Origin of the sequence: Amycolatopsis sp. WAC 01416 (genome assembly GCF_003947485.1) — a bacterium.
Classification (GTDB): Bacteria; Actinomycetota; Actinomycetes; order Mycobacteriales; family Pseudonocardiaceae; genus Amycolatopsis.
Window position 1 is genome coordinate 355556 of sequence record NZ_QHHX01000011.1, and the last position, 20209, is coordinate 375764.

Annotated in this window: 21 protein-coding genes; 9 read left to right on the top strand and 12 right to left on the bottom strand. The window is 68.8% G+C overall.

Annotation, left to right across the window (positions count from 1 at the left end):
* Window positions 1–147 precede the first annotated feature (147 nt).
* Window positions 148–1626: a bifunctional phosphatase PAP2/diacylglycerol kinase family protein gene (locus DL990_RS34535; RefSeq protein ID WP_125801235.1), complete on the top strand. Its 1479-nt coding sequence runs from the start codon at window positions 148–150 to the stop codon at window positions 1624–1626.
* Here the strand turns inward: DL990_RS34535 and DL990_RS34540 are convergent.
* Window positions 1623–2597 (bottom strand): helix-turn-helix transcriptional regulator, encoded by a 975-nt coding sequence (locus DL990_RS34540; protein WP_125801236.1) that lies wholly within the window; start codon window positions 2595–2597, stop codon window positions 1623–1625. The genes DL990_RS34535 and DL990_RS34540 overlap by 4 nt on opposite strands.
* Window positions 2598–2883: 286 nt before the next feature.
* On the opposite strand from DL990_RS34540, the gene DL990_RS34545 reads away from it, so the two are divergent.
* A complete protein-coding gene (locus DL990_RS34545) occupies window positions 2884–3522 on the top strand; it encodes an RICIN domain-containing protein (protein WP_125790005.1) in 639 nt (212 codons plus the stop codon).
* Between the two features lie 183 nt (window positions 3523–3705).
* Here the strand turns inward: DL990_RS34545 and prcA are convergent, their stop codons facing one another.
* From prcA to dop, 4 genes are all read right to left on the bottom strand, one after another.
* Window positions 3706–4452 (bottom strand): proteasome subunit alpha, encoded by a 747-nt coding sequence (gene prcA / locus DL990_RS34550; RefSeq protein WP_125790004.1) that lies wholly within the window; start codon window positions 4450–4452, stop codon window positions 3706–3708.
* 51 nt (window positions 4453–4503) lie between these two features.
* Window positions 4504–5340 carry a proteasome subunit beta gene (prcB, locus tag DL990_RS34555; RefSeq protein ID WP_125790003.1) on the bottom strand — a complete coding sequence of 279 codons (837 nt, stop codon included), beginning with the start codon at window positions 5338–5340 and terminating at the stop codon, window positions 4504–4506.
* Between the two features lie 73 nt (window positions 5341–5413).
* Window positions 5414–5608 carry a ubiquitin-like protein Pup gene (locus DL990_RS34560; RefSeq protein ID WP_037319666.1) on the bottom strand — a complete coding sequence of 65 codons (195 nt, stop codon included), beginning with the start codon at window positions 5606–5608 and terminating at the stop codon, window positions 5414–5416.
* Window positions 5609–5705: 97 nt separating this feature from the next.
* Window positions 5706–7208, bottom strand: coding sequence for a depupylase/deamidase Dop (dop, locus tag DL990_RS34565; protein WP_125790002.1), 1503 nt, complete (start codon window positions 7206–7208; stop codon window positions 5706–5708).
* Between the two features lie 43 nt (window positions 7209–7251).
* Between dop and DL990_RS34570 the strand changes: the two genes are divergently transcribed.
* Window positions 7252–7767: an NUDIX hydrolase gene (locus tag DL990_RS34570; protein ID WP_125801237.1), complete on the top strand. Its 516-nt coding sequence runs from the start codon at window positions 7252–7254 to the stop codon at window positions 7765–7767.
* On the opposite strand, the gene DL990_RS34575 is transcribed toward DL990_RS34570, so the two are convergent.
* Genes DL990_RS34575 through DL990_RS34585 form a run of 3 tightly spaced genes read right to left on the bottom strand, consistent with a single transcriptional unit; the run spans window position 7764 to window position 9719 of the window.
* On the bottom strand, window positions 7764–8369 hold the full coding sequence (locus DL990_RS34575) for a hypothetical protein (RefSeq protein ID WP_125790000.1): 606 nt from the start codon (window positions 8367–8369) through the stop codon (window positions 7764–7766). The two genes, DL990_RS34570 and DL990_RS34575, sit on opposite strands and share 4 nt — an antisense overlap.
* A 55-nt stretch (window positions 8370–8424) precedes the next feature.
* Window positions 8425–9378 (bottom strand): aldo/keto reductase, encoded by a 954-nt coding sequence (locus tag DL990_RS34580; protein WP_125789999.1) that lies wholly within the window; start codon window positions 9376–9378, stop codon window positions 8425–8427.
* Window positions 9375–9719: a hypothetical protein gene (locus DL990_RS34585; protein ID WP_125789998.1), complete on the bottom strand. Its 345-nt coding sequence runs from the start codon at window positions 9717–9719 to the stop codon at window positions 9375–9377. Before DL990_RS34585 ends, DL990_RS34580 begins: the two co-directional genes overlap by 4 nt.
* Window positions 9720–9861: 142 nt before the next feature.
* Here DL990_RS34585 and DL990_RS34590 point away from each other — a divergent pair, with 142 nt between their 5' ends.
* A complete protein-coding gene (locus DL990_RS34590; protein ID WP_125801238.1) occupies window positions 9862–10773 on the top strand; it encodes a DMT family transporter in 912 nt (303 codons plus the stop codon).
* 56 nt (window positions 10774–10829) lie between these two features.
* On the opposite strand, the gene arc is transcribed toward DL990_RS34590, so the two are convergent.
* A complete protein-coding gene (arc, locus tag DL990_RS34595) occupies window positions 10830–12632 on the bottom strand; it encodes a proteasome ATPase (protein WP_125789996.1) in 1803 nt (600 codons plus the stop codon).
* Between the two features lie 362 nt (window positions 12633–12994).
* Between arc and DL990_RS34600 the strand changes: the two genes are divergently transcribed.
* Together DL990_RS34600 and DL990_RS34605 are read left to right on the top strand one after the other, a co-directional pair.
* Complete coding sequence (locus DL990_RS34600; protein WP_125789995.1) at window positions 12995–13816, top strand: hypothetical protein; 822 nt, start codon at window positions 12995–12997, stop codon at window positions 13814–13816.
* 7 nt (window positions 13817–13823) lie between these two features.
* Complete coding sequence (locus DL990_RS34605) at window positions 13824–14279, top strand: hypothetical protein (protein ID WP_125789994.1); 456 nt, start codon at window positions 13824–13826, stop codon at window positions 14277–14279.
* Between the two features lie 59 nt (window positions 14280–14338).
* On the opposite strand, the gene DL990_RS34610 is transcribed toward DL990_RS34605, so the two are convergent.
* Complete coding sequence (locus tag DL990_RS34610; protein WP_125789993.1) at window positions 14339–15163, bottom strand: tRNA (adenine-N1)-methyltransferase; 825 nt, start codon at window positions 15161–15163, stop codon at window positions 14339–14341.
* A gap of 102 nt (window positions 15164–15265) precedes the next feature.
* The gene (locus DL990_RS34615) at window positions 15266–16417 is read right to left on the bottom strand and encodes a M50 family metallopeptidase (RefSeq protein WP_125801239.1); all 1152 of its coding nucleotides are present in this window, start codon (window positions 16415–16417) and stop codon (window positions 15266–15268) included.
* 128 nt (window positions 16418–16545) lie between these two features.
* Between DL990_RS34615 and DL990_RS34620 the strand changes: the two genes are divergently transcribed.
* The 3 genes from DL990_RS34620 (at window position 16546) to DL990_RS34630 (ending at window position 19283) form a co-directional block, all read left to right on the top strand.
* Entirely contained in the window at window positions 16546–17439 is an 894-nt protein-coding gene (locus DL990_RS34620; RefSeq protein WP_007035382.1) for a RecB family exonuclease, read from the top strand.
* 55 nt (window positions 17440–17494) lie between these two features.
* Window positions 17495–18280: a thioesterase family protein gene (locus DL990_RS34625; protein WP_125789991.1), complete on the top strand. Its 786-nt coding sequence runs from the start codon at window positions 17495–17497 to the stop codon at window positions 18278–18280.
* A 67-nt stretch (window positions 18281–18347) separates the two neighbouring features.
* Window positions 18348–19283 carry a ParA family protein gene (locus DL990_RS34630; RefSeq protein ID WP_125789990.1) on the top strand — a complete coding sequence of 312 codons (936 nt, stop codon included), beginning with the start codon at window positions 18348–18350 and terminating at the stop codon, window positions 19281–19283.
* Window positions 19284–19356: 73 nt separating this feature from the next.
* Here DL990_RS34630 and hisG read toward each other — a convergent pair whose 3' ends face one another.
* Entirely contained in the window at window positions 19357–20202 is an 846-nt protein-coding gene (hisG, locus tag DL990_RS34635; RefSeq protein WP_125801240.1) for an ATP phosphoribosyltransferase, read from the bottom strand.
* Window positions 20203–20209: the final 7 nt, after the last annotated feature.

Here is a 20209-nt window from a genome sequence, read left to right on the forward strand (position 1 = left end):
TCCACCAGAGTAGGCGGTGAGGGCCCGGTGACGGTGCGCCGTTCGGGCGGCGACACGCGGTCGGTACGTTGCATTCGGTGAAAGGTGTGCGGGAAGTCCCGATCGGGTATCACGCGCATGACGTCCCGACCCGGAAGCGGTGAATCCGTGTTAAAGCAGCTCAAACGCCCTTTCCGCAAGGTCGGAAGGACTGACCGGAGGCTGATGGCCCGGAGCGCCGCGCTCCCGAGGACGCGGGCCGACGACGTGATCACCTCGCTCTCCAAAAGTGCGGACAAATCCAAGCTTTGGTGGTGTGTCGCGGTCCTGCTCGCGGCGAAGAAGGGGCCGACGCGCCGGGGCGCGCTCCGCGGCGTGGCGGCCATCGCCGGGGCCAGCGCCGCGGCGAACCTGATCGGCAAGCCGCTGTTCCCCCGCCGCCGTCCCGCGGCCGAAGAAGTGCCGATGCACCGGCGCCTCGTCCGGCGGCCGACCTCGTCGTCGTTCCCGTCCGGTCACTCGGCGTCGGCGGCGGCCTTCGTCACGGCGGTCGCGATGGAATCGCCCAAGACCGGCGCCGCACTCGTCCCACTGGCCGCCGCCGTGGCCTATTCCCGGGTCCATACGGGCGTCCACTGGCCCAGCGACGTCGGCGTGGGCATCGGCATCGGTATCGGCGCCGGCCTGCTGACACGGCACTGGTGGCCGCTGCACCCCGACGTCCCCGGCCGCACCGCGCACACCGCCGAAGCACCGGAGATGCGCGACGGGGAGGACATGCTCGTCCTGGTCAACCCGCATTCGGGAATCGACGGCCAGGACCCGACCGAGGAAGCCCGCTTCGCCTGGCCCAAGGCCACCATCCTGTACCCGGACGCGAAACGGGATCTGCGCGAGCAGCTCTGCGACGAGATCGCCGCCCGTGACAACACCGTGCGCGCGCTCGGTGTCGCCGGCGGTGACGGGACGGTCGCCGCGGTGGCCGCCGTCGCGTCCGACCACGACCTGCCGCTCGCGCTCATCCCGGCCGGCACCCTCAACCACTTCGCCCGCGACGTCGGCATGCGCTCGATGCCCGACGCGGACGCCGCCACCGAAGCGGGCAACGCCGTCGGCGTCGACCTCGGCGAGGTCGAGATCAACGACGGCGACGACCATCGCTACTTCGTGAACACCGCCAGTCTCGGCGGCTACCCGGAAATGGTCCGGGTCCGGGAAAGGCTGCAAAAGCGGCATCCGAAGTGGCCGTCCGCGGCGATCGCGCTCGCCCGCACCCTCCGGCGCGCGAAACCGCTCGAAGTGACCCTCAACGGCAAGCACACCAGCATCTGGCTGCTGTTCGTCGGCAACGGCACCTACTCGCCGAAGGGGCTCGCGCCTTCGCGCCGCCCGGCGCTCGACACCGGTCTCCTCGACGTCCGCTACTTGCGGGCCGACGTGCCGTACTCGCGGGCGCGGTTCATCCTCGCCACGATCACGAACAGCCTCAACGCCAGCCACGTCTACCAGGAACTCGACGTCCCGGAGCTGCACGTCCGGCTGCTCGACGGCAACCGCCGCGTCGCCACCGACGGCGAGGTCGGCCCGCTCGGCAACGACTTCCGCTTCCGGTCGCGGCCCAGCGCGCTCACCATCTACCGGCTCTAAGCCCCCAGCAGGGCGCTGCCCAGCGGCGTCAACGAGTGCAGCACCGCATTGCGGTCACGTTCGGTGGTGATCAGCCCCGCGCGCCGCAACACGGAGGTGTGCTTGCTGACCGCCGACGGACTCACGCCGAGCTGGGCGGCCAGCTCCGACGTGCTGCGGCCGACCGCGAGAACAGCCAACGTCGCCGCCCTGGTCGGCCCGAGCAGGGCGGCCAGGGCGGTGTCCGGCGATCTTCGTACGTCGCGGCCGTACCCGGTCGATTGGGCCGCCTGCCGCACCGACGGGTAGAGCAGCCGGACGGGTCCACGGTCCGTCGCCGGGACGACCACCGGGCACACCGCGAAGTACGTCGGCGAAATCATCAGCCCCGCGCCGTCCGCGCCGCAGGAGCCGACGATCCCGTCGCCGACCTCCAGCACCGGGGACGACCAGCGCACCAGCGGCCGCAGGCTCGTCAGCGCCGCGTCCACCCCTTCGTTCAGCATCAGCTGCGCACGCATCCCCCGGTCCGCGTCCACCTGGGCCCGCGCCGCTTCCCATCCCGGCGCCAGCGAGAGGTCGAAATAGTCCTGCATCGCCTGGACGAGCTTCGGCAGCCCGGCGGTGTCCCCATCCGGCAATCCGGCCGCCCACGCGGGCAGCTCCCGGTTCACCGCGACATCGCGCAACGCCGCCTTCAAGCCCACGGAGTCGGTCCGGGCGATCTCCGCGAGCCCCGCCTCCAAACCGGCTTCGTCGGCTTCCGGAACGAGAAACGCCGGAATCGGCGCGTACGGCCGGCACAACCACAGCAGCACCGAAGCCGACTCCATCAGCCCGAGCCGGACACGGTGCCGCCACCGGTTGAACAACGCCGAGCCTGCGTCGCGCCGCTGCAGGATCTGAAGACTGGAAACCAGTTCGGCCAAGGGATCCGCTTCGGGCGCGAGCCGGACGCGTGTCAGGTCCTGCAACGTCAGCTCGATTCGCACGGATACCCTCGCCTTGCTCGAAGTCGTCGCCGTGTGATCGCGAACCAGGCCATTCCGTTACATCGCTGAACTGCCCTTTTGCCGCTCCCGGAAATCTCCTCGACGGCCGTGGTTCAGACCTGAATGATGTTCGGAGAAGGCCCGCTTCTCGGGGGTTTACGCGGAGCCTTCCACGAGGGGGATTCACCGGCAGTGCCTTCGGGCCGTGATTCGCCGCGGCCTGACGACGGCTGCCTTTTCCCTTCACCTCACTGGGAGAAAACGCTTTCCACAAAGGGGAAAGAAAATGACGAAAATGAAGCGCCTGGCGGGAATCATCGCCGCCGCCGCGGGTGTCCTGACCCTGGTCACCGCACCCGCCGCCACCGCGGCCCCGCAGCCCACCGGCGACGGGTTCAAGACGGTCAGCGTGCACGGGATGAAGCTCATCCCGGTCAAGCGCACCTCCACCGGCGCGCGCACGCAGGCCGCCGGAGTCGCCGACGCGGACATGTTCCTCATCCCGTCCGGGCTCGACGCGAACAAGTGCTGGGACGCCGACCTGAACACCATCAACCGCAACGGCACCAGGATGCAGCTCTGGGACTGCAACTTCGACGCGGATCACCAGGCGTTCTACATCACCGACAACCCCGAGGGCTACACCCGCTTCCAGAACGTGGCCAGCGGCCGCTACCTGGACGCGGACCTCAACACCATCAACAAGAACGGCACCATCGTCCAGCTGTGGGACTTCATCGCCGGTGCCAAGAACCAGTGGTGGGGCGGCACCGTCAACCCCGAGGGTTACGTCCGCTTCCAGAACCCGAGCAGCGGCCGTTACCTGACCGCTGAGGGCAACTCGGCCGCCAACGGCACGCGGCTCCAGCTGTGGAGCTTCATCGCCGGTGGCCGCAGCCAGTGGTGGGGCAACGGCCCCGCCTGAGGCCGAACCGGTCGCTTGACCGACGCGACCTGACGCCGTGAAGGCCTCCTTCCCTACTCTCAAGGTAGGGAAGGAGGCCTTCACGGCGTTCGGCTATGGGAGGCACCTGCCACATCGGGAGCAGCAGGAAGGCCCCCTTCCTTGCGTCCAGCGCAAGGAAGGGGGCCTTCCTGTACTTGAGACTCAGTCCTTCTTGGACTCGCCCTCGGCTTCGTCCTCCGCGGGCTCCTCCGGCTCGGGGGGCAGAAGTGCGTCGAGCGCGGCGCCGGCGACCCGGCGGAACTTACGTCCGCGCCGATCCCGCTCCAGGACGGCGACCTCGAGCTTCACCGGGTCCGAGTCGCCGTTCGTGGGCGTGGGTGTGTTGGCGCGCAACGCCTTCACCGCGACGCCGAGCGCCGCTTCCAGCTCCATGTCGGACTCGAAGCTGTCCTTGAGCTTCGTGGTGAGCGTGTCGGCCTGACCGCCCATCACGACGAACTTCGGCTCGTCGAAGATCGAACCGTCGTAGGTCAGCCGGTACAGCTGATCCTCGGCCGCGGTCGCGCCGACCTCGGCGACGCAAACCTCCACCTCGAACGGCTTCAGCTGCTCGGTGAAGATGCTGCCCAGCGTCGCGGCATACGCGTTCGCCAGCGCACGCGCGCTGACGTCCCGCCGGTCGTACTGGTAGCCCTTCAGGTCCGCGTGCCGGATGCCGGCGACGCGAAGGTTCTCGAACTCGCTGTAGCGGCCCACGGCCGCGAAACCGATCCGGTCGTAGATCTCCGACACCTTGTGCAACGTCGCCGAGGGGTTCTCGGCCACGAACAGCACGCCACCGCGGTACTTGAGCACGACCACGCTCCGGCCGCGCGCGATGCCCTTGCGCGCGATCTCGGAACGCTCCCGCATCAGCTGCTCGGGAGAGGCGTACAACGGCATCGTCACTGTGGTGCTCCGCTCTTTCGGGCTCTCATCGGGAAGGGGACAGGGAGAGGGCTAGCGCCCGCGCTCGGCTCGTGCGGCCACGATGGCCTCGGCCACCGCGGTCGTCTGCTCGAGCGGCACCGCCACCGCACCCTGCTCCGCGGTGACCGTCACGATCGTCGGGAAGATCCGGCGCACCAGATCCGGGCCGCCGGTCGCGGTGTCGTCGTCCGCCGCGTCGTACAACGCCTCCACCGCCGTCCGGATCGCGGCTTCGACGTCCGCGTCCGGGTCGTACAGCTTCTTCAGCGAGCCCTTCGCGAACAGCGATCCCGAGCCGATGGCGTGGTAGCCGGCGCTCTCCTCGTAACGTCCGCCGGTCGCGTCGTACGAGACGATCCGGCCCGCGTGCTTCGCGTCCTCCGCGTCGAGGTCGTACCCGACGAACAACGGCAGCACGGCAAGCCCCGCCATCGCCATCTCCAGATTGGACTTCACCAGCCCGGCGAGCTTGTTCGTCTTGCCGTCGAGCGAGAGCGAAACACCCTCGATCTTCTCGTAGTGCGCCAGTTCGACCGCGTACAGCCGCACCATCTCGATCGCGAGCCCGGCAGAGCCCGCGATACCCACCGCCGAGTACTCGTCGGTGAGGTGCACCTTCTCCATGTCACGCGAAGCGATCAGATTGCCCGACGTGGCCCGCCGGTCACCGGCGATCAGCACCCCGCCCGCGAACTTGACCGCGACGATCGTCGTCCCGTGCGGGGCGTCCAGCCCACCCGCCCCGGTCGAGACCCGCCGCTCCGGGAGCAGCTCGGGCGCCTGCGCCCGAAGGAAGTCCGAGAACGACGAGGTCGCCGACGAGAAGTACGCGGCGGGCAGCGCCGACTTACCCGAGGTGTGTTCCATACGTGCTCAAAGTTCCAATCTGTGTGATCCGCCGGCTCCGCACAGGCGGCCGCCCTGGCCGCCGGAAGACGAGTTACTCGCCGCCCTTTTGCACGTAGGCGCGGACGAAGTCCTCGGCGTTCTCCTCGAGCACGTCGTCGATCTCGTCGAGGATCGTGTCGACGTCCTCGCCGAGCTTCTCGCGCCGTTCCTGACCCGCCGGACCGCCGTCCTCGAACTCTTCGTCCGAGTCGCCGCCGCCGTGCTTTTCGATCTTTTCCTGAGCCATCTCGCCTCCCGGTGTGGCCGATGTTTCCTAGCCTACCCAGCGGTCCCGACATTCCGTGGGATCCGTGATCGCTTAACCCCGATGAAAGGAAATCCCGCTAGTCCGAACCGGTGAGCGCCTCCACCAGCTCCTCGGCGGTCGCGGAGTCGTCCAGCAACTTCCCCACGTGGGCCTTCGTGCCCCGCAACGGCTCCAACGTCGGGATCCGCACCAGCGATTCCCTGCCGACGTCGAAGATGACCGAATCCCAGGACGCCGCGGCGATGGAGTTGGCGTACTTCTCCAGCGCGCGGCCCCGGAAATAGGCCCTGGTGTCCGAAGGCGGCGTCGTGACCGCCTCCAGCACCTCCTCCTCGGTCACCAGGCGCTTCATCGAACCCCTGGTGACGAGCCTGTTGTACAGGCCCTTGTCCAAGCGGACATCCGAGTACTGCAGGTCGACCAGCCGCAACCGCGGCGCGCCCCAGGCCAGCTGGTCCCGCGCGCGGTAGCCCTCGAGCAACCGCAGCTTCGCCGGCCAGTCCAGCCTGTCCGCGCATTCCTGGGGGTCCCGCGCCAGTGCGTCCAGGATCTCGCCCCAGACCCGCAGGACCTCCTTGGAGGCCTCGTCCGCGCCGGTGCGCTCCAGGTTCGCCGACGCGATCTCGTGATAGGCGAACTGGAGGTCCAGCCCGGTGTACTTGCGCCCGTTGGCCAGCGACACCTTCGCCTTCAGCGTCGGGTCGTGGCTGATCTGGTGCACGGCCCGCACCGGCTCGTCCAGCTTCAGGTCGTCGAACCGGATGCCCGCCTCGATCAGGTCCAGCACCAGCGCCGTCGTGCCGACCTTGAGGTACGTGGAGTACTCGGCCAGGTTCGCGTCGCCGATGATGACGTGCAGACGACGGTACTTGTCCGCGTCGGCGTGCGGCTCGTCGCGAGTGTTGATGATCCCGCGCTTGAGCGTCGTCTCCAGGCCGACCTCGACCTCGATGTAGTCGGAGCGCTGCGACAGCTGGAAACCGGCTTCCTCGCTCTGCTGCCCGACACCGACCCGTCCCGAACCGGTCATCACCTGCCGGGACGCGAAGAACGGCGTCAGCCCCGCGATCACCGCGGTGAACGGCGTCGAGCGCTGCATCAGGTAGTTCTCGTGCGTGCCGTAGCTCGCGCCCTTGCCGTCGACGTTGTTCTTGTACAACTGCAAAGGCGGCTGACCGGGAACGGTGGCGGCCTTGCGCGCCGCCTCCTCCATGACCCGTTCGCCCGCCTTGTCCCAGATGACCGCGTCGCGCGCGTTCGTCACCTCGGGGGCCGAGTACTCCGGGTGCGCGTGGTCGACGTACAGCCGCGCCCCGTTGGTCAGGATGACGTTCGCCGCGCCGAGGTCCTCGACGTCCGGATCGTGCCCGGGGCCGCTCGGGCCGGTCAGGTCGAACCCGCGGGCGTCGCGCAGTGGCGATTCCACCTCGTAGTCCCACCGTGCCCGCCTCGCCCGCGGGATGTCGGCCGCGGCCGCGTAGGCCAGCACGACCTGGGTCGAGGTGAGTACCGGGTTCGCCGTCGCGTCGCCCGGCACCGCGATGCCGTACTCGACTTCGGTTCCCATGATCCGCCGCATACCCACCACCCTACGGGGTCGGGGCCGTGCGACGATGCCCCCCATGTCAGGCAGTGACGAACTCGTTGCGCTCTATGACCTCGACGGAACCGCGGTGGGAGCGGGCACCCGGTCCCGGGTCCGCGCCGAGGGGCTGTGGCACGCGGCGGGCGTGGTGTTGGTCCGTTCGAGTGACGGAGGTTCCGTTTACGTGCACCTGCGTACTCCCACGAAGGACGTCTATCCCTCCACTTGGGACTGCTGGGCGGGCGGCATCGTCGCGGCGGGTGAGACACCGGAGGAGTGCGCGCGCCGGGAACTCGCCGAAGAACTGGGTGTTCACGGAGTCGAACTGCGGCCGCTTTTCGTCCATGTCACCGACGACGACACGATCCGCTGCCACAACTTCGCGTTCGAAACGCACTGGGACGGCCCCTTCGTCCACCAACCGTCCGAAGTCGTGGAAGGACGTTGGCTGACACTGGCCGAGTTGCGTTCGTGGCTCGACGATCCGGAGAGCCGGTTCATCCCGGACGGCCGTCTCGGCGCGCTGGAGTGGTTCCGGCGAGAAGGGGCCTAGGCCGAACGGAGGCGCTGCGCGACGATCGGCAACAGCCGCTTCGCCGCGTCCGTCGCCCGCGCCTCGGTTCCGGCCGTCACGCTGAGGGCGGAGACCAGTTTCCCCTTGGCGAGCAACACCGTGCACGTCGTGCCCTCGCACCAGGCACGCTGGATCTCGACGCCGGCTTGCTTCGTCAGCGTGAGCTTCTTGCCTTCGCAGTCCGCCTGGGCGACGACGTCCGAGGCGTCACGGTCGGTGTACTCGGTGACCTGGTGCTCAAGTGTCGAGCCGCTCGGATACGACCACGTCGCCGAGCGGCTCGTGGCGCGGGTGAGTCCGGTCAGACAGCCGGACACCTTGCTCTCACCGGGAACGACTTCTTCCTCGACGACGTCCTCGTCGGTCAGCAGCGCCGCGGAAACCGCCGCTGGGACCGGAGCTCGTGTCGAGGACGGCGGCACCGGCGCGGCCTGCGGCTTCACCGACGGCTGCGCGGGTTCGACCGTGGGCGTCGGCGCCGGGTCGTCGTAATAGGTGTCGAGATCGTTGGGGCGGTCCGCGCAGCCCGACAAACCGAACAGCGCGACCGTCGCCACCGCGAGCACCTGCCGATGACGCACCCTCAAGCCTCCCCAGTGACCCGCCAGACGTTTGCCGCGAGAGTAGTCCAGCCCCTCAATGCCAGCCGAGGCAGGACCGATGCCGCCAGTACGCGACCGGCTCTTCCGCGAGCGCGGCCAGCTCCGAGAGTTCGTCCGCGGTCGGCTTCACCTGCGTGGCAAGGAGATTCTCCGCGAGCTGGGCGGTACTCGACGGGCCGATGACCGCGACCGGCCGCCAGTCCTGCGCCAGCACGGCCGCGATCGCCACCGCGTCCGGACCGGCCCCGTGCTCCCGCGCGATCCGCGCGAGCGGTGGCGGCGGCTCGACCACCAGCCGTCCGTTCGCGACGGTTTCCTTGACCAGCACCCGTTTCCCGGCGGCGTGCGCTTCCGCGAGCGCCGGGCCGACGGAGGGTTCGAGCAGGTTCCACGTCGACTGCACGGCACTGAAGACCGGCGTTCCGGAGACCTCCAGCTCGAACGCCCGGCGGACCGCGTCGGCCTGCGCGGGGCCGGAGGTGGAGAACCCCACCGGGACACCGTCGGCGGCGAGTTCGGCCAGCGCGCCGATCAACCGGTCGTCATCGAACAGCGGACTGTCCACAGTGAGCGAGTGGACCTGGTAGAGCGAGACCGCTTTACCCAGCAGGTCAACGGTTTCCGCCCACTGCTCGCCGAACCGCGCCGCGGTGTGCTCCTTGACCTCGTGCACCTCCGCGTCGAGCTTCCACTCCCCTACGTAGCGGTAGCCCCATTTGCTCGACACCGTCACGTCCGCGGGGGCGCGATCGGCGAGCCAACCGGCGAGGAACTCCTCCGAGGAACCATACGAACGGGCGACATCGATCCACCGGACGCCCGCGCGGTACGCGTCGTCCAGTACGTCGTAGGTCGCCGCGCGCATCGCCTCGAACCCGCGTCCGGGCGGCAGCGCGTCGGCCGGGCCGAGGTTGATGTACGCGGGCCTGCCGAGCGCCGCCAGTCCGACGGCGATCCGGTCGCCGACGTGGGTTTCCGAGGCTGTCACCGGGCTCCTTCGTTCTTGTGGCGGAGGATCGCGAGCCACTGGCTCGAGTTCTGCGCCTGCCGATGGAGCTTTTCGAGGCGGGCCGCCGGGGCTCGAACGTAACCCTTGCCGAAGACGGGCGCGATCTGACGGAGGCTGGCGCCTTCCTCCCTGGCGGCGAGCAGTGCCCAGTCGGAGGCGTCGGCGCAGGCCGCGGAGGCACGGCGCAGCTCCCCCAGGATCTCGATGAGTTCCGGGGCGCTCACCTCCCCCGCTCGTACGGCGGCCGCCGTCGTTTCCAGCCACGCCAGGACATCGGCCTCGGTGATCGGCGCGCGCGGGCGCCCAGCGGATTCGCTCACGGCCGATGAGTATAGGTCGTTATACGCACGGCGTGCGGGACCGCCACGCGGAGATGTGGGACACGTCGTCCGAAAACCGCTGGAGTACACAGTGGATTCCCGATTCACTGAGCCGGAAGACGCGAACTCGGGAGAAGGACAATTGGGACGTTTCAGTATCGCGATCCGGTTCGCGGCACTCGCGATCGTGTGGGGCGCGAGTTTTCTGTTCATCAAGGTCGGCCTCACCGGCCTGTCGCCCGCTCAGGTGGCGCTCTCGCGCGTCTGCCTCGGCGCGGTGGCCCTGATCGCCATCGCCGCTTGGCGCCGCAAGCCACTCCCCCGTGATCCGGCGCTCTGGGGCCATCTCGCGGTGGTTTCCGTGCTGCTGTGCGTGATCCCGTTCCTCCTGTTCTCCTGGGCCGAGCAGTACATCTCGTCCGGACTCGCCAGCATCTTCAACGCGACGACCCCGCTGATCACCATGCTCATCGCCGCCGCGGCTCTGCCGTCGGAACGGTTCACGAAGGCCCGGACGGCCGGCCTGATCCTCGGCTTCCTCGGCGTGCTCACCATCGTCGGGGTCTGGCAAGGGATCGACGTCTCCCACGAACTGACCGCACAACTGGCGTGCCTCGGCGCGACGACCTGTTACGGGATCTCGTTCGTCTACGTGCGACGGTTCATCTCCTGGCGGAATCTCGACGCGCCGACGATCGCACTCGGGCAGGTTTGCTGCGGTGCCGTCGTGATGCTGCTGCTCGCACCGTTCATCGCGACGACGCCGGTGCGCCTCGACACGCCGATCGTCCTCAGCATGATCGCCCTCGGCGCGCTGGGCACCGGGCTCGCCTACGCCTGGAACGCGTCGATCATCGCGGCGTGGGGCGCGTCGAACGCGTCTGCCGTGACTTACCTCACACCTGTCGTCGGTGTACTGCTCGGTGTCCTGGTCCTCGACGAACCCTTGGCGTGGAACCAGCCTGTCGGCGCACTGCTCGTCGTCCTCGGCATCCTGGCCGCACACGGGCGGCTGAGCGTGCGCAAGAAGGTCCAGGAACCCGTCCCCGTGTGACGCGAAAGGGCCCTTCACCGCAAGCGCTGCGGCGAAGGGCCCTTTCGGCTTGCCCTCTACAGGTACTGACCGGTGTTCGTGGCGGTGTCGATCGCCCGCCCCGAATCCTGGTTCTTGCCGGTGACGAGCGTGCGGATGTAGACGATCCGCTCACCCTTCTTGCCGGAGATCCGGGCCCAGTCGTCCGGGTTGGTGGTGTTGGGCAGGTCCTCGTTCTCCGCGAACTCGTCGACTATCGCGTCCAGCAGATGCTGCACGCGCAGGCCGGGCTGCTGGGTCTCCAGCACCGACTTGATCGCCGACTTCTTCGCCCGGTCCACGATGTTCTGGATCATCGCGCCCGAGTTGAAGTCGCGGAAGTACAGGACTTCCTTGTCACCGTTGGCATAGGTGACCTCGAGGAACCGGTTCTCGTCCGTCTCCTCGTACATCCGCTCGACCGTGTGCTGGATCATCGCGTCGAACGTCGCCCTGCGGTCCCCGCCGAACTCGGCGAGGTCGTCCGCGTGGATCGGCAGGCCATCGGACAGGTACTTGGAGAAGATGTCCTTCGCGCCTTCGGCGTCCGGACGCTCGATCTTGATCTTGACGTCGAGCCGGCCCGGCCGCAGGATCGCCGGGTCGATCATGTCTTCACGGTTGGAGGCGCCGATGACGATGACGTTCTCCAGGCCCTCGACACCGTCGATCTCCGAGAGCAGCTGCGGGACGATCGTGGTCTCCACGTCGGAGGACACGCCCGAACCGCGGGTGCGGAAGATCGAGTCCATCTCGTCGAAGAACACGATCACCGGGGTGCCTTCTGAGGCCTTTTCCCGAGCCCGCTGGAAGATCAGGCGGATATGCCGCTCGGTCTCCCCGACGAACTTGTTCAGCAGCTCCGGACCCTTGATGTTCAGGAAGTAGGACTTCCCGTCCGCCTTGTCACCGCGGGCTTCCGCGACCTTCTTGGCGAGCGAGTTGGCCACTGCCTTGGCGATGAGGGTCTTACCGCAGCCAGGAGGCCCGTAGAGCAGCACGCCCTTCGGCGGCCGCAATTGGTACTCCTGGTAGAGATCCGCGTGCAGGAACGGAAGCTCGACGGCGTCACGGATCTGCTCGATCTGCCGGGTGAGGCCACCGATGTCCTCGTATTGGACGTCGGGCACCTCCTCCAGCACGAGATCCTCGACCTCCGCCTTCGGCACGCGCTCGTAGGCATAGCCGGCTTTCGAGTCGACCAGCAGGGAATCGCCCGGTTTGAGGGGCTGTTCGGCCAGCGGATCGGAGAGCAGGACGACCCGCTCCTCGTCCGCGTGCCCGACCACGAGCGCACGGAGGCTGCCGCCCTCGACGTCCGGGGCCAGCACCTCGCGCAACGCGCAGACCTCGCCGATCCGCTCGAAGTCGCCGCCTTCGACGACGGTGAGCGCCTCGTTGAGCCGCAACGCCTGTCCGCGCTGCAGCGATGACACCTCGACCGCTGGTGAGACCGAGACCCGCATCTTGCGGCCCGCGGTGAACACGTCCACCGTGTTGTCCTCGTACGCGGTCACGAACACGCCGTAACCGCTCGGAGGCTGGGCCAGCCTGTCGACCTCCTCCCGCAACGCGAGCAACTGGCCACGCGCCTCGCGGAGCGTCTCGACCAGTTTCGTGTTGCGTTCCGTGAGTTGGCTCACTCGTTCCGACGCCTCGGCGAGTCGCTGCTCCAGCACTCGGTTCTGACGTGGCGAATCGGTGAGCTTCCGGCGCAGCAGGGCGACTTCCTCCTCGAGGAAGCGAACTTGACGTGCCTGCTCGTCGGACGTGATCTCGGCTCCGGTCGTTTCTGAAGGGTCGGCCTCCTCGCGCCGACCTCCGGGAAGGTCATGATGCATCGGGCACCTCCTCGGAGTGCTTTTCATTCCACGGTACCGGCGATCACCGACAATAAAAGGCCTTTCCGCATCACAAGATCGGCGCGTCGCGTTCCGGACGATCCCGCAGCACGTACCTTCACCACGCGCAAGGGGCCATCCCGGTGCCGGGTCGGACACTCCCATGGTCACAATCCGTCCACCTACCCTGACCTGCGGCGGAATACCCGGCTCCGTCCGGGTGCAAACGGGTTTCCGGTCTCAGTTCGGCCCTAATCGAGCGGCGATCCGGGTCGATGGCTAGCATCGAGCGACGTTCGCCGGGGAGGTCGACCGGCGCGTCGTGTTGAGCATTTTCGCAGAACAGCTAGGGGGCAACAGCCATGACTTACCCGCCGCAGCAGCCCGGCGGCTACGGACAAGATCCGTACGGCCAGCAGGGCGGGTACCCGCAGAGCGGCCCCCAGCCGCAGCAGGGATACCCCGGAGGTGGCCAGTACGGCCAGGACCCGTACGGCCAGCAGCAAGGTGGCTACCCGCAGAGCGGACCACAGCCCCAGCAGGGATACCCGGGCGGCACGCAGCAGTTCGGCCAGCCGGATCCCTATGGCCAGCAGGGCGGCTACAACGCGTACCCGCAGGAAGGCGGCGGTTACGGAGGCGAGCCGCCCAAGAAAAAGAAGACGGGCCTGATCGTCGGCATCGCGATCGGTGCGGTCGTGCTGGTCGGCGGTGGTGTCACCGCCCTCGTCATCGCGCTGAACTCCGGTGACGACAACCCGACCGCCGCGCCGCCCGCCAGCAGCGCGGCCCCGTCGGAGGCTCCGTCCTCGTCGTCACAGAAGCCGAGCTCGACCCGGAGCAAGTCCAGCTCGCCGAGCACGTCGGCGACCAAGAGCTCCGGTCCGGCGCCCGGCGGGAAAGCCACGCCTCAAGAGGTCTTCGAAAGCGCGGCGACCTCCTACAGCGCGGGCGACAAGAAGGCGTTCCTCGACCTGATCTGCCGAAGCGAGAACACCAAGGACGAGGGCAAGCCGCTCGACCCCATCAAGCTCGAGATCACCGAGCCCGCCAAGGAAAGCGGCGACCGGGCGACCGGCCGTTACCGCGCGACCCAGGGCACCAAGACGGCGGAAGGCACCATCACCGCGGCCAAGGAGTCGGAACTGTGGTGCCTCAAGGACATCAAGGCCGACAAGAAGTGACCCACCGGTGACGGTGAGCCACAAGCTGACCGCCGCCGCCGCGGTTTGTGGCGCGGTCGTGGCCGGGGTCGTGGTGGGGCTGCTGCTGGTGGCCCCATCCGGCTCCGACCCGGCCGCGTCGAGCACCGTCACGCCCTCACCACAGCCGAGTTCGTCCCGTCCGGTCCCGGTGGATCCGGACGTGGCCGCCGTCGAGGTCGTCGGCAAGGCGATCGCCGCGGCCATCGTCAACCACGACGCGACGGCGTTCGGCAAGCTCACCTGCGTCCAGCAGTCCTCGGCCGATCTGGCCGAGCTCAAGCGGAAGTGGGAAGCGGCGGGCAAGGTTTCGGCGACCGTCCCCGACCCGCCCGCGGTAAAGGGCGACTCCGCGACCGTGACCGTGCACGTCGAGGGCGCGGGCGGCCAGAAGGACACGCCGTTCCCGCTCAAGAAACGCGACGGCGAGTGGTGCGTGCCCTGACATCGCGCCGATGCCGGGTCTTGCGGGGCCTTCACGGCCCCGCAAGCACAACCCGAGGGTCAGCCCTTGCCGGAGCGGCGGTGGACCCGAGGCGACACGGTCCCGTCGGCCAGACGGCGCGCCGTCAGCAGGAACGCGGTGTGCGCGACCATCCGGTGATCCGGCCGCACCGCGAGGCTCACGACGTGCCAGGGCCGCATGAGGGTCTCCCACGATTCCGGCTCGGTCCAGCACTGCTGGTCCCGCAAGGCTTCCGTGATCCGCGAAAGCTGTGTGACTGTCGCCACATAAACCGTCAGCACGCCTCCGGGCACCAGATGCGCGGCGACCGTCTCGAGCTGGTCCCATGGCGCCAGCATGTCGAGGACGACCCGGTCGACCTCGCCGGTGTGCGTCGACAGGTCCGCGACCGTGAGCGACCAGTTGTCCGGTTTGTGGCCGAAGAACTTTTCGACGTTCCGCTCGGCGTGTTCGGCGTGGTCGTCCCGGATCTCGTAGGACTGCACGGTTCCTTCCGCACCGACCGCCCGCAGCAGCGAACAGGTCAGCGCGCCGGAGCCGGCACCCGCCTCGAGCACCCGTGCTCCCGGGAAGATGTCGCCCCACATCACGATCTGCGCGGCGTCCTTCGGGTAGATCACCTGCGCGCCACGCGGCATCGACAACACATAGTCCGGAAGCAGCGGGCGAAGCGCCAGATAGTGGCTGCCGCCCGCCGAGGTGACGACCGAACCCTCCTGCGCTCCGATCACGTCGTCGTGCGCCAGCGCGCCGCGATGGGTGTGATACTGCTGCCCCTCGGCGAGGACCATGGTGTAGTGCCGCCCCTTGGAGTCGGTCAGCTGAACCCGGTCACCAATACGAAACGGCCCACGGACCGACACTGAACCTCCACACGCGCGCGAACAACTGCTGAGCCCATGCGTCCGCGGCGGGAAAGAGTGCCTCGAACGGGACGACCGATCCTCGCAGGTGGCCGCACCGCGCTACGCCGGGGGTCGGCTCCGGGTCATCGCGGCACGCAGGTCCTCGCGCCGGAGCACTCCCGCGGGCCTGCCTTCGTCGTCAACGACGAGGAACTGCCACGCGGCGGTTTCCCGGACCCGCTCGGCGATCTCCTCCCCCGACTCCGAGGAAAGCAGCACCGTGTCGGCGCGGATCGGTTCCGCCGCCATCTCCGCGGGAGCGTGTGGTGACGTCCCGGCCAGTTGCGCGGCGGCCGTCTCGTCGAGCAGCCCGGCCGCGACGCCGTCGGCACGCACCAGGACCACCCCACGGCCCGCAGAAGCGGCCAGAGCGTCCGAGACGGGGCTTTCCGCGGGAAGCTGGAGAACGGGCCGGACGAGTTCGCTCAACCGCACGCCTTCGGGCCAGCCTCGACGTGTTTCGGCGGCGAGTTCGCTTCGTGCGCCGAGGATCACGAACCATGCCGTCACGACGCAGACACCGAGCCGGAGCCAGCGGTCTTCGCTGCCCGCGGCCAGCCCCCACAGCGCCCAGACGACCAGTCCCGCCGCGACGACGCCGCCACCGACGACCGCCGCCCGCGTGCCCTTCTCCCGGTGACCCGTAGCCGCCCAGACCCCGGCGCGGACCAGCCTGCCGCCGTCGAGCGGGAGCCCGGGAAGGAGGTTGAAGATCCCGACGGCGAAGTTCGCGACGGCGCATTCGGCGATGAGCAGCCATGCCGCGCTTTCCGGCGGGACGGCGAACATGAGCAGCGCGCAGAAACCACCGAGCAGCAACGAAACCACCGGACCCGCGGCGGCGACGAGCCCTTCCTGCCGCGGCTGGCGAGGTGTCCTGGCGACCTCGGAGAGTCCGCCGAGCAGGAACAGGCGCAGCCGCCGGACCGGGATGCCGAGGCGCAGCGCGACCAGGCAGTGCCCGAGTTCGTGCGCGAGCACCGAAAGTCCGAGAAGGACCGCGAACGCGGCCGCCAGCAGCCAGGAGGTCAGTGTCGTCGCTCCGGGCAGGAACCGTTCGACCAGCGGCGTGTAGAGCACCACGATGATCAGGGAGCCGATCCACCACGAAGGGGCCAGCAGCACGGGGATCCCGGAGACGCGGAACAGCAGGAGCCCGCCCTCTGGTGCCACGCCTCGTCGAGGCGGGCCCTGCTCACCCGTCACCGCCATGGACGAGAGCGTAGATGCCCAGGTGTGGGGTGCCGGTAACCCGCCCTTCCCGTCCGGGTGGTGTCGGTCATGCCGCTCCGGTGCGTTGCGGTCCCGAAACTGTCGGTGCCCGGCGATACGCTCACCCCATGCCCGACACCGACACGGTCACCGCCGATCCGCCGCCCGGCGCCGAAGTCCCGCGCCGTCGGCCGGCCCTGTCCCCGTCGCGTGCCAGCGACTTCAAACAGTGCCCGCTGCTCTACCGCTTCCGCGCGGTCGACAGACTCCCCGAGATCCCGACGAAGGCCCAGCTCCGCGGCACGCTGGTGCATTCCGTGCTGGAGCGGCTGTTCTCCCTTCCCCAGGCCGATCGCACGCCGCCGCAGGCCAAGGAGCTGCTCGCGCCGGCGTGGGAGGACCTGTCCGCGGAACGTCCGGAGTGGATCGAGCTGTTCGACCAGGAGGATCCCGAGGCCGTCACCTCGTGGCTCTCCTCGGCGGAGCAACTGGTCGACACCTACTTCGGCCTCGAGGATCCGCGTCGGCTGGAGCCCGAAGCGTGCGAGCTGCACGTCGAGATCGAGCTGGGCTCCGGGGTCCTGCTCCGGGGCTACGTCGACAGGCTGGACGTGGCGCCGACCGGCGAGATCCGCGTCGTCGACTACAAGACCGGCGCCGCGCCCCGCGAAATCGGCGAGGCCAAGGCGATGTTCCAGATGAAGTTCTACGCCGTGGTCCTCTGGCGACTTCGCGGTGTCGTGCCGCGCCAGCTGAAACTGATGTACCTCACCGACGGGCAGTCCCTGGCCTACACGCCCGACGAGGGCGAGCTGATCCGCTTCGAGCGCACGCTGGAAGCGATCTGGCAAGCGATCCTCAAAGCGGGCAAGACCGGCGATTTCCGGCCCAATCCGAGCAAACTGTGCGCGTGGTGCGATCACCAGGCGCTCTGCCCGCAGTACGGCGGCACTCCCCCGCCGTATCCCGGCTGGCCGGAGCCGGACCCCGGTGAAGAGTCCGTTTTGGACCGTGCGGATTAGGCGGTGTCCGGCGAGACCGCGAACGGACTCACCGGACACGGCCTAGGGTGCCTTTGTGACAGAAGCCTTCTACGTGCCGTCAGGCGACGGCGTCTTCCTCCCGACCCCGCACACCGCCGGCCCGTGGACGCCGGACGCACAGCACTTCGGGCCGCCCTCGGCGCTGCTGGTCCGCGCGCTCGAAGAGCTCGACGCGCCGCACGCGAGCCAGCTGGCGCGAGTGACGGTCGAGATCCTCGGTCCCGCGCCGCTCAAAGAGCTTTCGGTGCGAGCTTCGGTGAAGCGACCGGGCCGGTCGGTCGAGTGGCTGGAGGCCGAGCTCTCCCACGGTGAGCGAGTCGTCGCCCGTGCCGCGGCGTGGCGGATCGCGACTTCGGACACCACCGCGGTGGCCACTCCCGAAGGTCCCCCGCTGCCGTCGCCGGACGGCCTGCCCGCGTCGAGCTGGCCGGAAAGCTGGCACGGCGGCTACCTCGACGCCGTCGAATGGCGGCGGATCAGCGGCGCGCTGGACACGCCCGGGCCGGCGACCGTCTGGGGCCGCCAGCGTGTCGCCCTCGTCGACGGGGAAAAGCCGAGCGCGCTGCAGCGGCTGTTCGTCCTGGCGGACTCCGGCAACGGGATCTCGAACTTCCTCGACCCGCGCGAGTGGTGGTTCATCAACTCGGAGCTGACGGTGCACCTACGCCGTCCGCCGCTGGGCGACTGGATCGGCGTCGACGCGGCCACGCTGGTCGGCCCGAACGGGATCGGCACGGCGACGACCACCCTGCACGACGCCTCCGGCCCGATCGCTTCGGGGGCCCAGGCGTTGCTGGTGCGGCCGCGACAGGCGGGCTGATAGACGCGCTTTCCGAGCCCGTTTCCAATAGCCTTCCCGGAACAACAGACGCAGGGAGCGCTTCGGCATGCAGATCACCTCGGTGGTCAACCAGAAAGGCGGGGTCGGCAAGACCTCACTCAGCGTGGGCGCGGCGGCCGCACTGGCCGAACGCGGCCGCCGGGTGCTGCTGATCGACCTCGACCCACAGGGCCACGCGACCACCGAACTCCTCGGGCTGGACGAGGTGGCTCCGAACATGCCCAGCCTGGCGAAAGCCCTGACCAAGGTGTGGAAGGGACCGATCGAGGAGCTCGCCGTACGGCATCCGCGCAGCAACCTCGGGCGGGGCGGGGCGTTCGACGTCATCCCGACGTCGCCGGGCATGTTCGACCTGATCCGGCGGCTGGACCAGTTCCGCGTCCCTGGCTGGCAGCTGGCCAGGGTCATCCAGTTCGCGAACTACGACCACGTCATCATCGACTGCCCGCCCGCGCTCGACGTGCTGACCAACAACGCGCTGGCCGCTTCGCACGGGATCCTCGTGCCGGTGCAGCCGGACCGGACGAGCATTCGCGCGCTGCGCCTGCTTTCGGACCAGGTGCGTTACGTCGAACAGACCGTCGGCCGTCCGCCGATCGCCTACTACGGCCTCGTGCCGGGCCTGTACCGCCGCCCGATCTCGCACTACGCGGCGGCGGCGTTGCAGGAGCTGTACACGTTCGGGATCCCGATGCTGTCGCACGTGCCGCTCGGCGTCGTGATGAACGAGGCCGCGGCGCACGGTGTGCCCGTGACGACGTACGCGCCGGAAACCTTGCAGGCGCTGTCGTTCCGGGAGATCGCGGAGACACTGGACGGCTACCTGCGGAACAATCCGGCCGCGACGATCGTGCCCGCGGACGAGGACTTCGTCTTCGAGGATTTCATCACCGAGGTGTCGGTGACCCGCAGCGCGAAAGACAACGGGACGCGCAAGAAGCTCTACGACCTCATGCCCAAGAAGCCGAACCGGCCCCGCTGACCAACGCCATGAAAGGTCCTTTCCTTGCAAAATTTGCAAGGAAAGGACCTTTCATGGCGTCTGCGACCGGGGGTCAGAGGCGGCAGGCCCGGATGTCCGAAGCCAGCACGGCCTTGGCGCCGGTTTCGGCGAGTTCGTCCATGATCCGGTTGACCTCCTTGCGCGGCACCATCGCCCGCACGGCCACCCAGTCTTCGTCCGCCAGCGGCGCGACGGTCGGCGACTCGAGACCCGGCGTGATCGCGATGGCCGCGTCGAGCAGCGGACGCGGGCAGTCGTAGTCCAGCATCATGTAGTGCTGGGCGAAGACGACACCCTGCAACCGCGCCTTCAGCTGGTCCTTGGGCCGGGTGCGCTCGGTGCCCGCGCGCTGCAGCAGCACCGCCTCCGACACGCAGATCGGGTCCCCGAAGGCGACGAGGTTGTGCTGGCGCAACGAACGTCCGGACTCGACGACGTCCGCGATGGCGTCAGCCACGCCGAGCTGGATCGAGATCTCGACGGCGCCGTCGAGGCGGATGACCTCCGCCTCGACCCCGTGCTGCTTCAGGTTCTCGCGGACGAGCCGCGGGTACGACGTCGCGAGCCGCTTGCCCTGCAGGTCCTCGGCCTTCCAGTCCCGGCCCGCGGGTGCGGCGTACCGGAAAGTGGAACCGCCGAAGCCGAGGCCGAGGATCTCCTCGACCGGGGCACCGGAGTCGAGCGCGAGGTCGCGGCCGGTGATGCCGAGATCCAGCTCGCCGGATCCGACGTAGATCGCGATGTCCTTGGGGCGCAAGAAGAAGAACTCGACCTCGTTGACCGTGTCCAGCACGGTCAGGTCGCGGGCCTCATGTCGCTTGCGGTAGCCGGCCTCTCCGAGCATCTCCGACGCGGCGGCGGCGAGGGCTCCCTTGTTCGGCACGGCGACACGCAGCATTGTCTCT

What these genes read in the sequence shown, in the direction of transcription:
- DL990_RS34545 (WP_125790005.1), top strand. Translation starts at nt 2,884, where the DNA reads ATGACGAAAATGAAGCGCCTGGCGGGAATCATCGCCGCCGCCGCGGGT.
- prcB (WP_125790003.1), bottom strand. Translation starts at nt 5,340, where the DNA reads ATGGAACACACCTCGGGTAAGTCGGCGCTGCCCGCCGCGTACTTCTCG.
- DL990_RS34560 (WP_037319666.1), bottom strand. Translation starts at nt 5,608, where the DNA reads ATGGCTCAGGAAAAGATCGAAAAGCACGGCGGCGGCGACTCGGACGAA.
- dop (WP_125790002.1), bottom strand. Translation starts at nt 7,208, where the DNA reads ATGCGGCGGATCATGGGAACCGAAGTCGAGTACGGCATCGCGGTGCCG.
- DL990_RS34570 (WP_125801237.1), top strand. Translation starts at nt 7,252, where the DNA reads ATGTCAGGCAGTGACGAACTCGTTGCGCTCTATGACCTCGACGGAACC.
- arc (WP_125789996.1), bottom strand. Translation starts at nt 12,632, where the DNA reads ATGCATCATGACCTTCCCGGAGGTCGGCGCGAGGAGGCCGACCCTTCA.
- DL990_RS34600 (WP_125789995.1), top strand. Translation starts at nt 12,995, where the DNA reads ATGACTTACCCGCCGCAGCAGCCCGGCGGCTACGGACAAGATCCGTAC.
- DL990_RS34615 (WP_125801239.1), bottom strand. Translation starts at nt 16,417, where the DNA reads ATGGCGGTGACGGGTGAGCAGGGCCCGCCTCGACGAGGCGTGGCACCA.
- DL990_RS34620 (WP_007035382.1), top strand. Translation starts at nt 16,546, where the DNA reads ATGCCCGACACCGACACGGTCACCGCCGATCCGCCGCCCGGCGCCGAA.
- DL990_RS34630 (WP_125789990.1), top strand. Translation starts at nt 18,348, where the DNA reads ATGCAGATCACCTCGGTGGTCAACCAGAAAGGCGGGGTCGGCAAGACC.
- hisG (WP_125801240.1), bottom strand. Translation starts at nt 20,202, where the DNA reads ATGCTGCGTGTCGCCGTGCCGAACAAGGGAGCCCTCGCCGCCGCCGCG.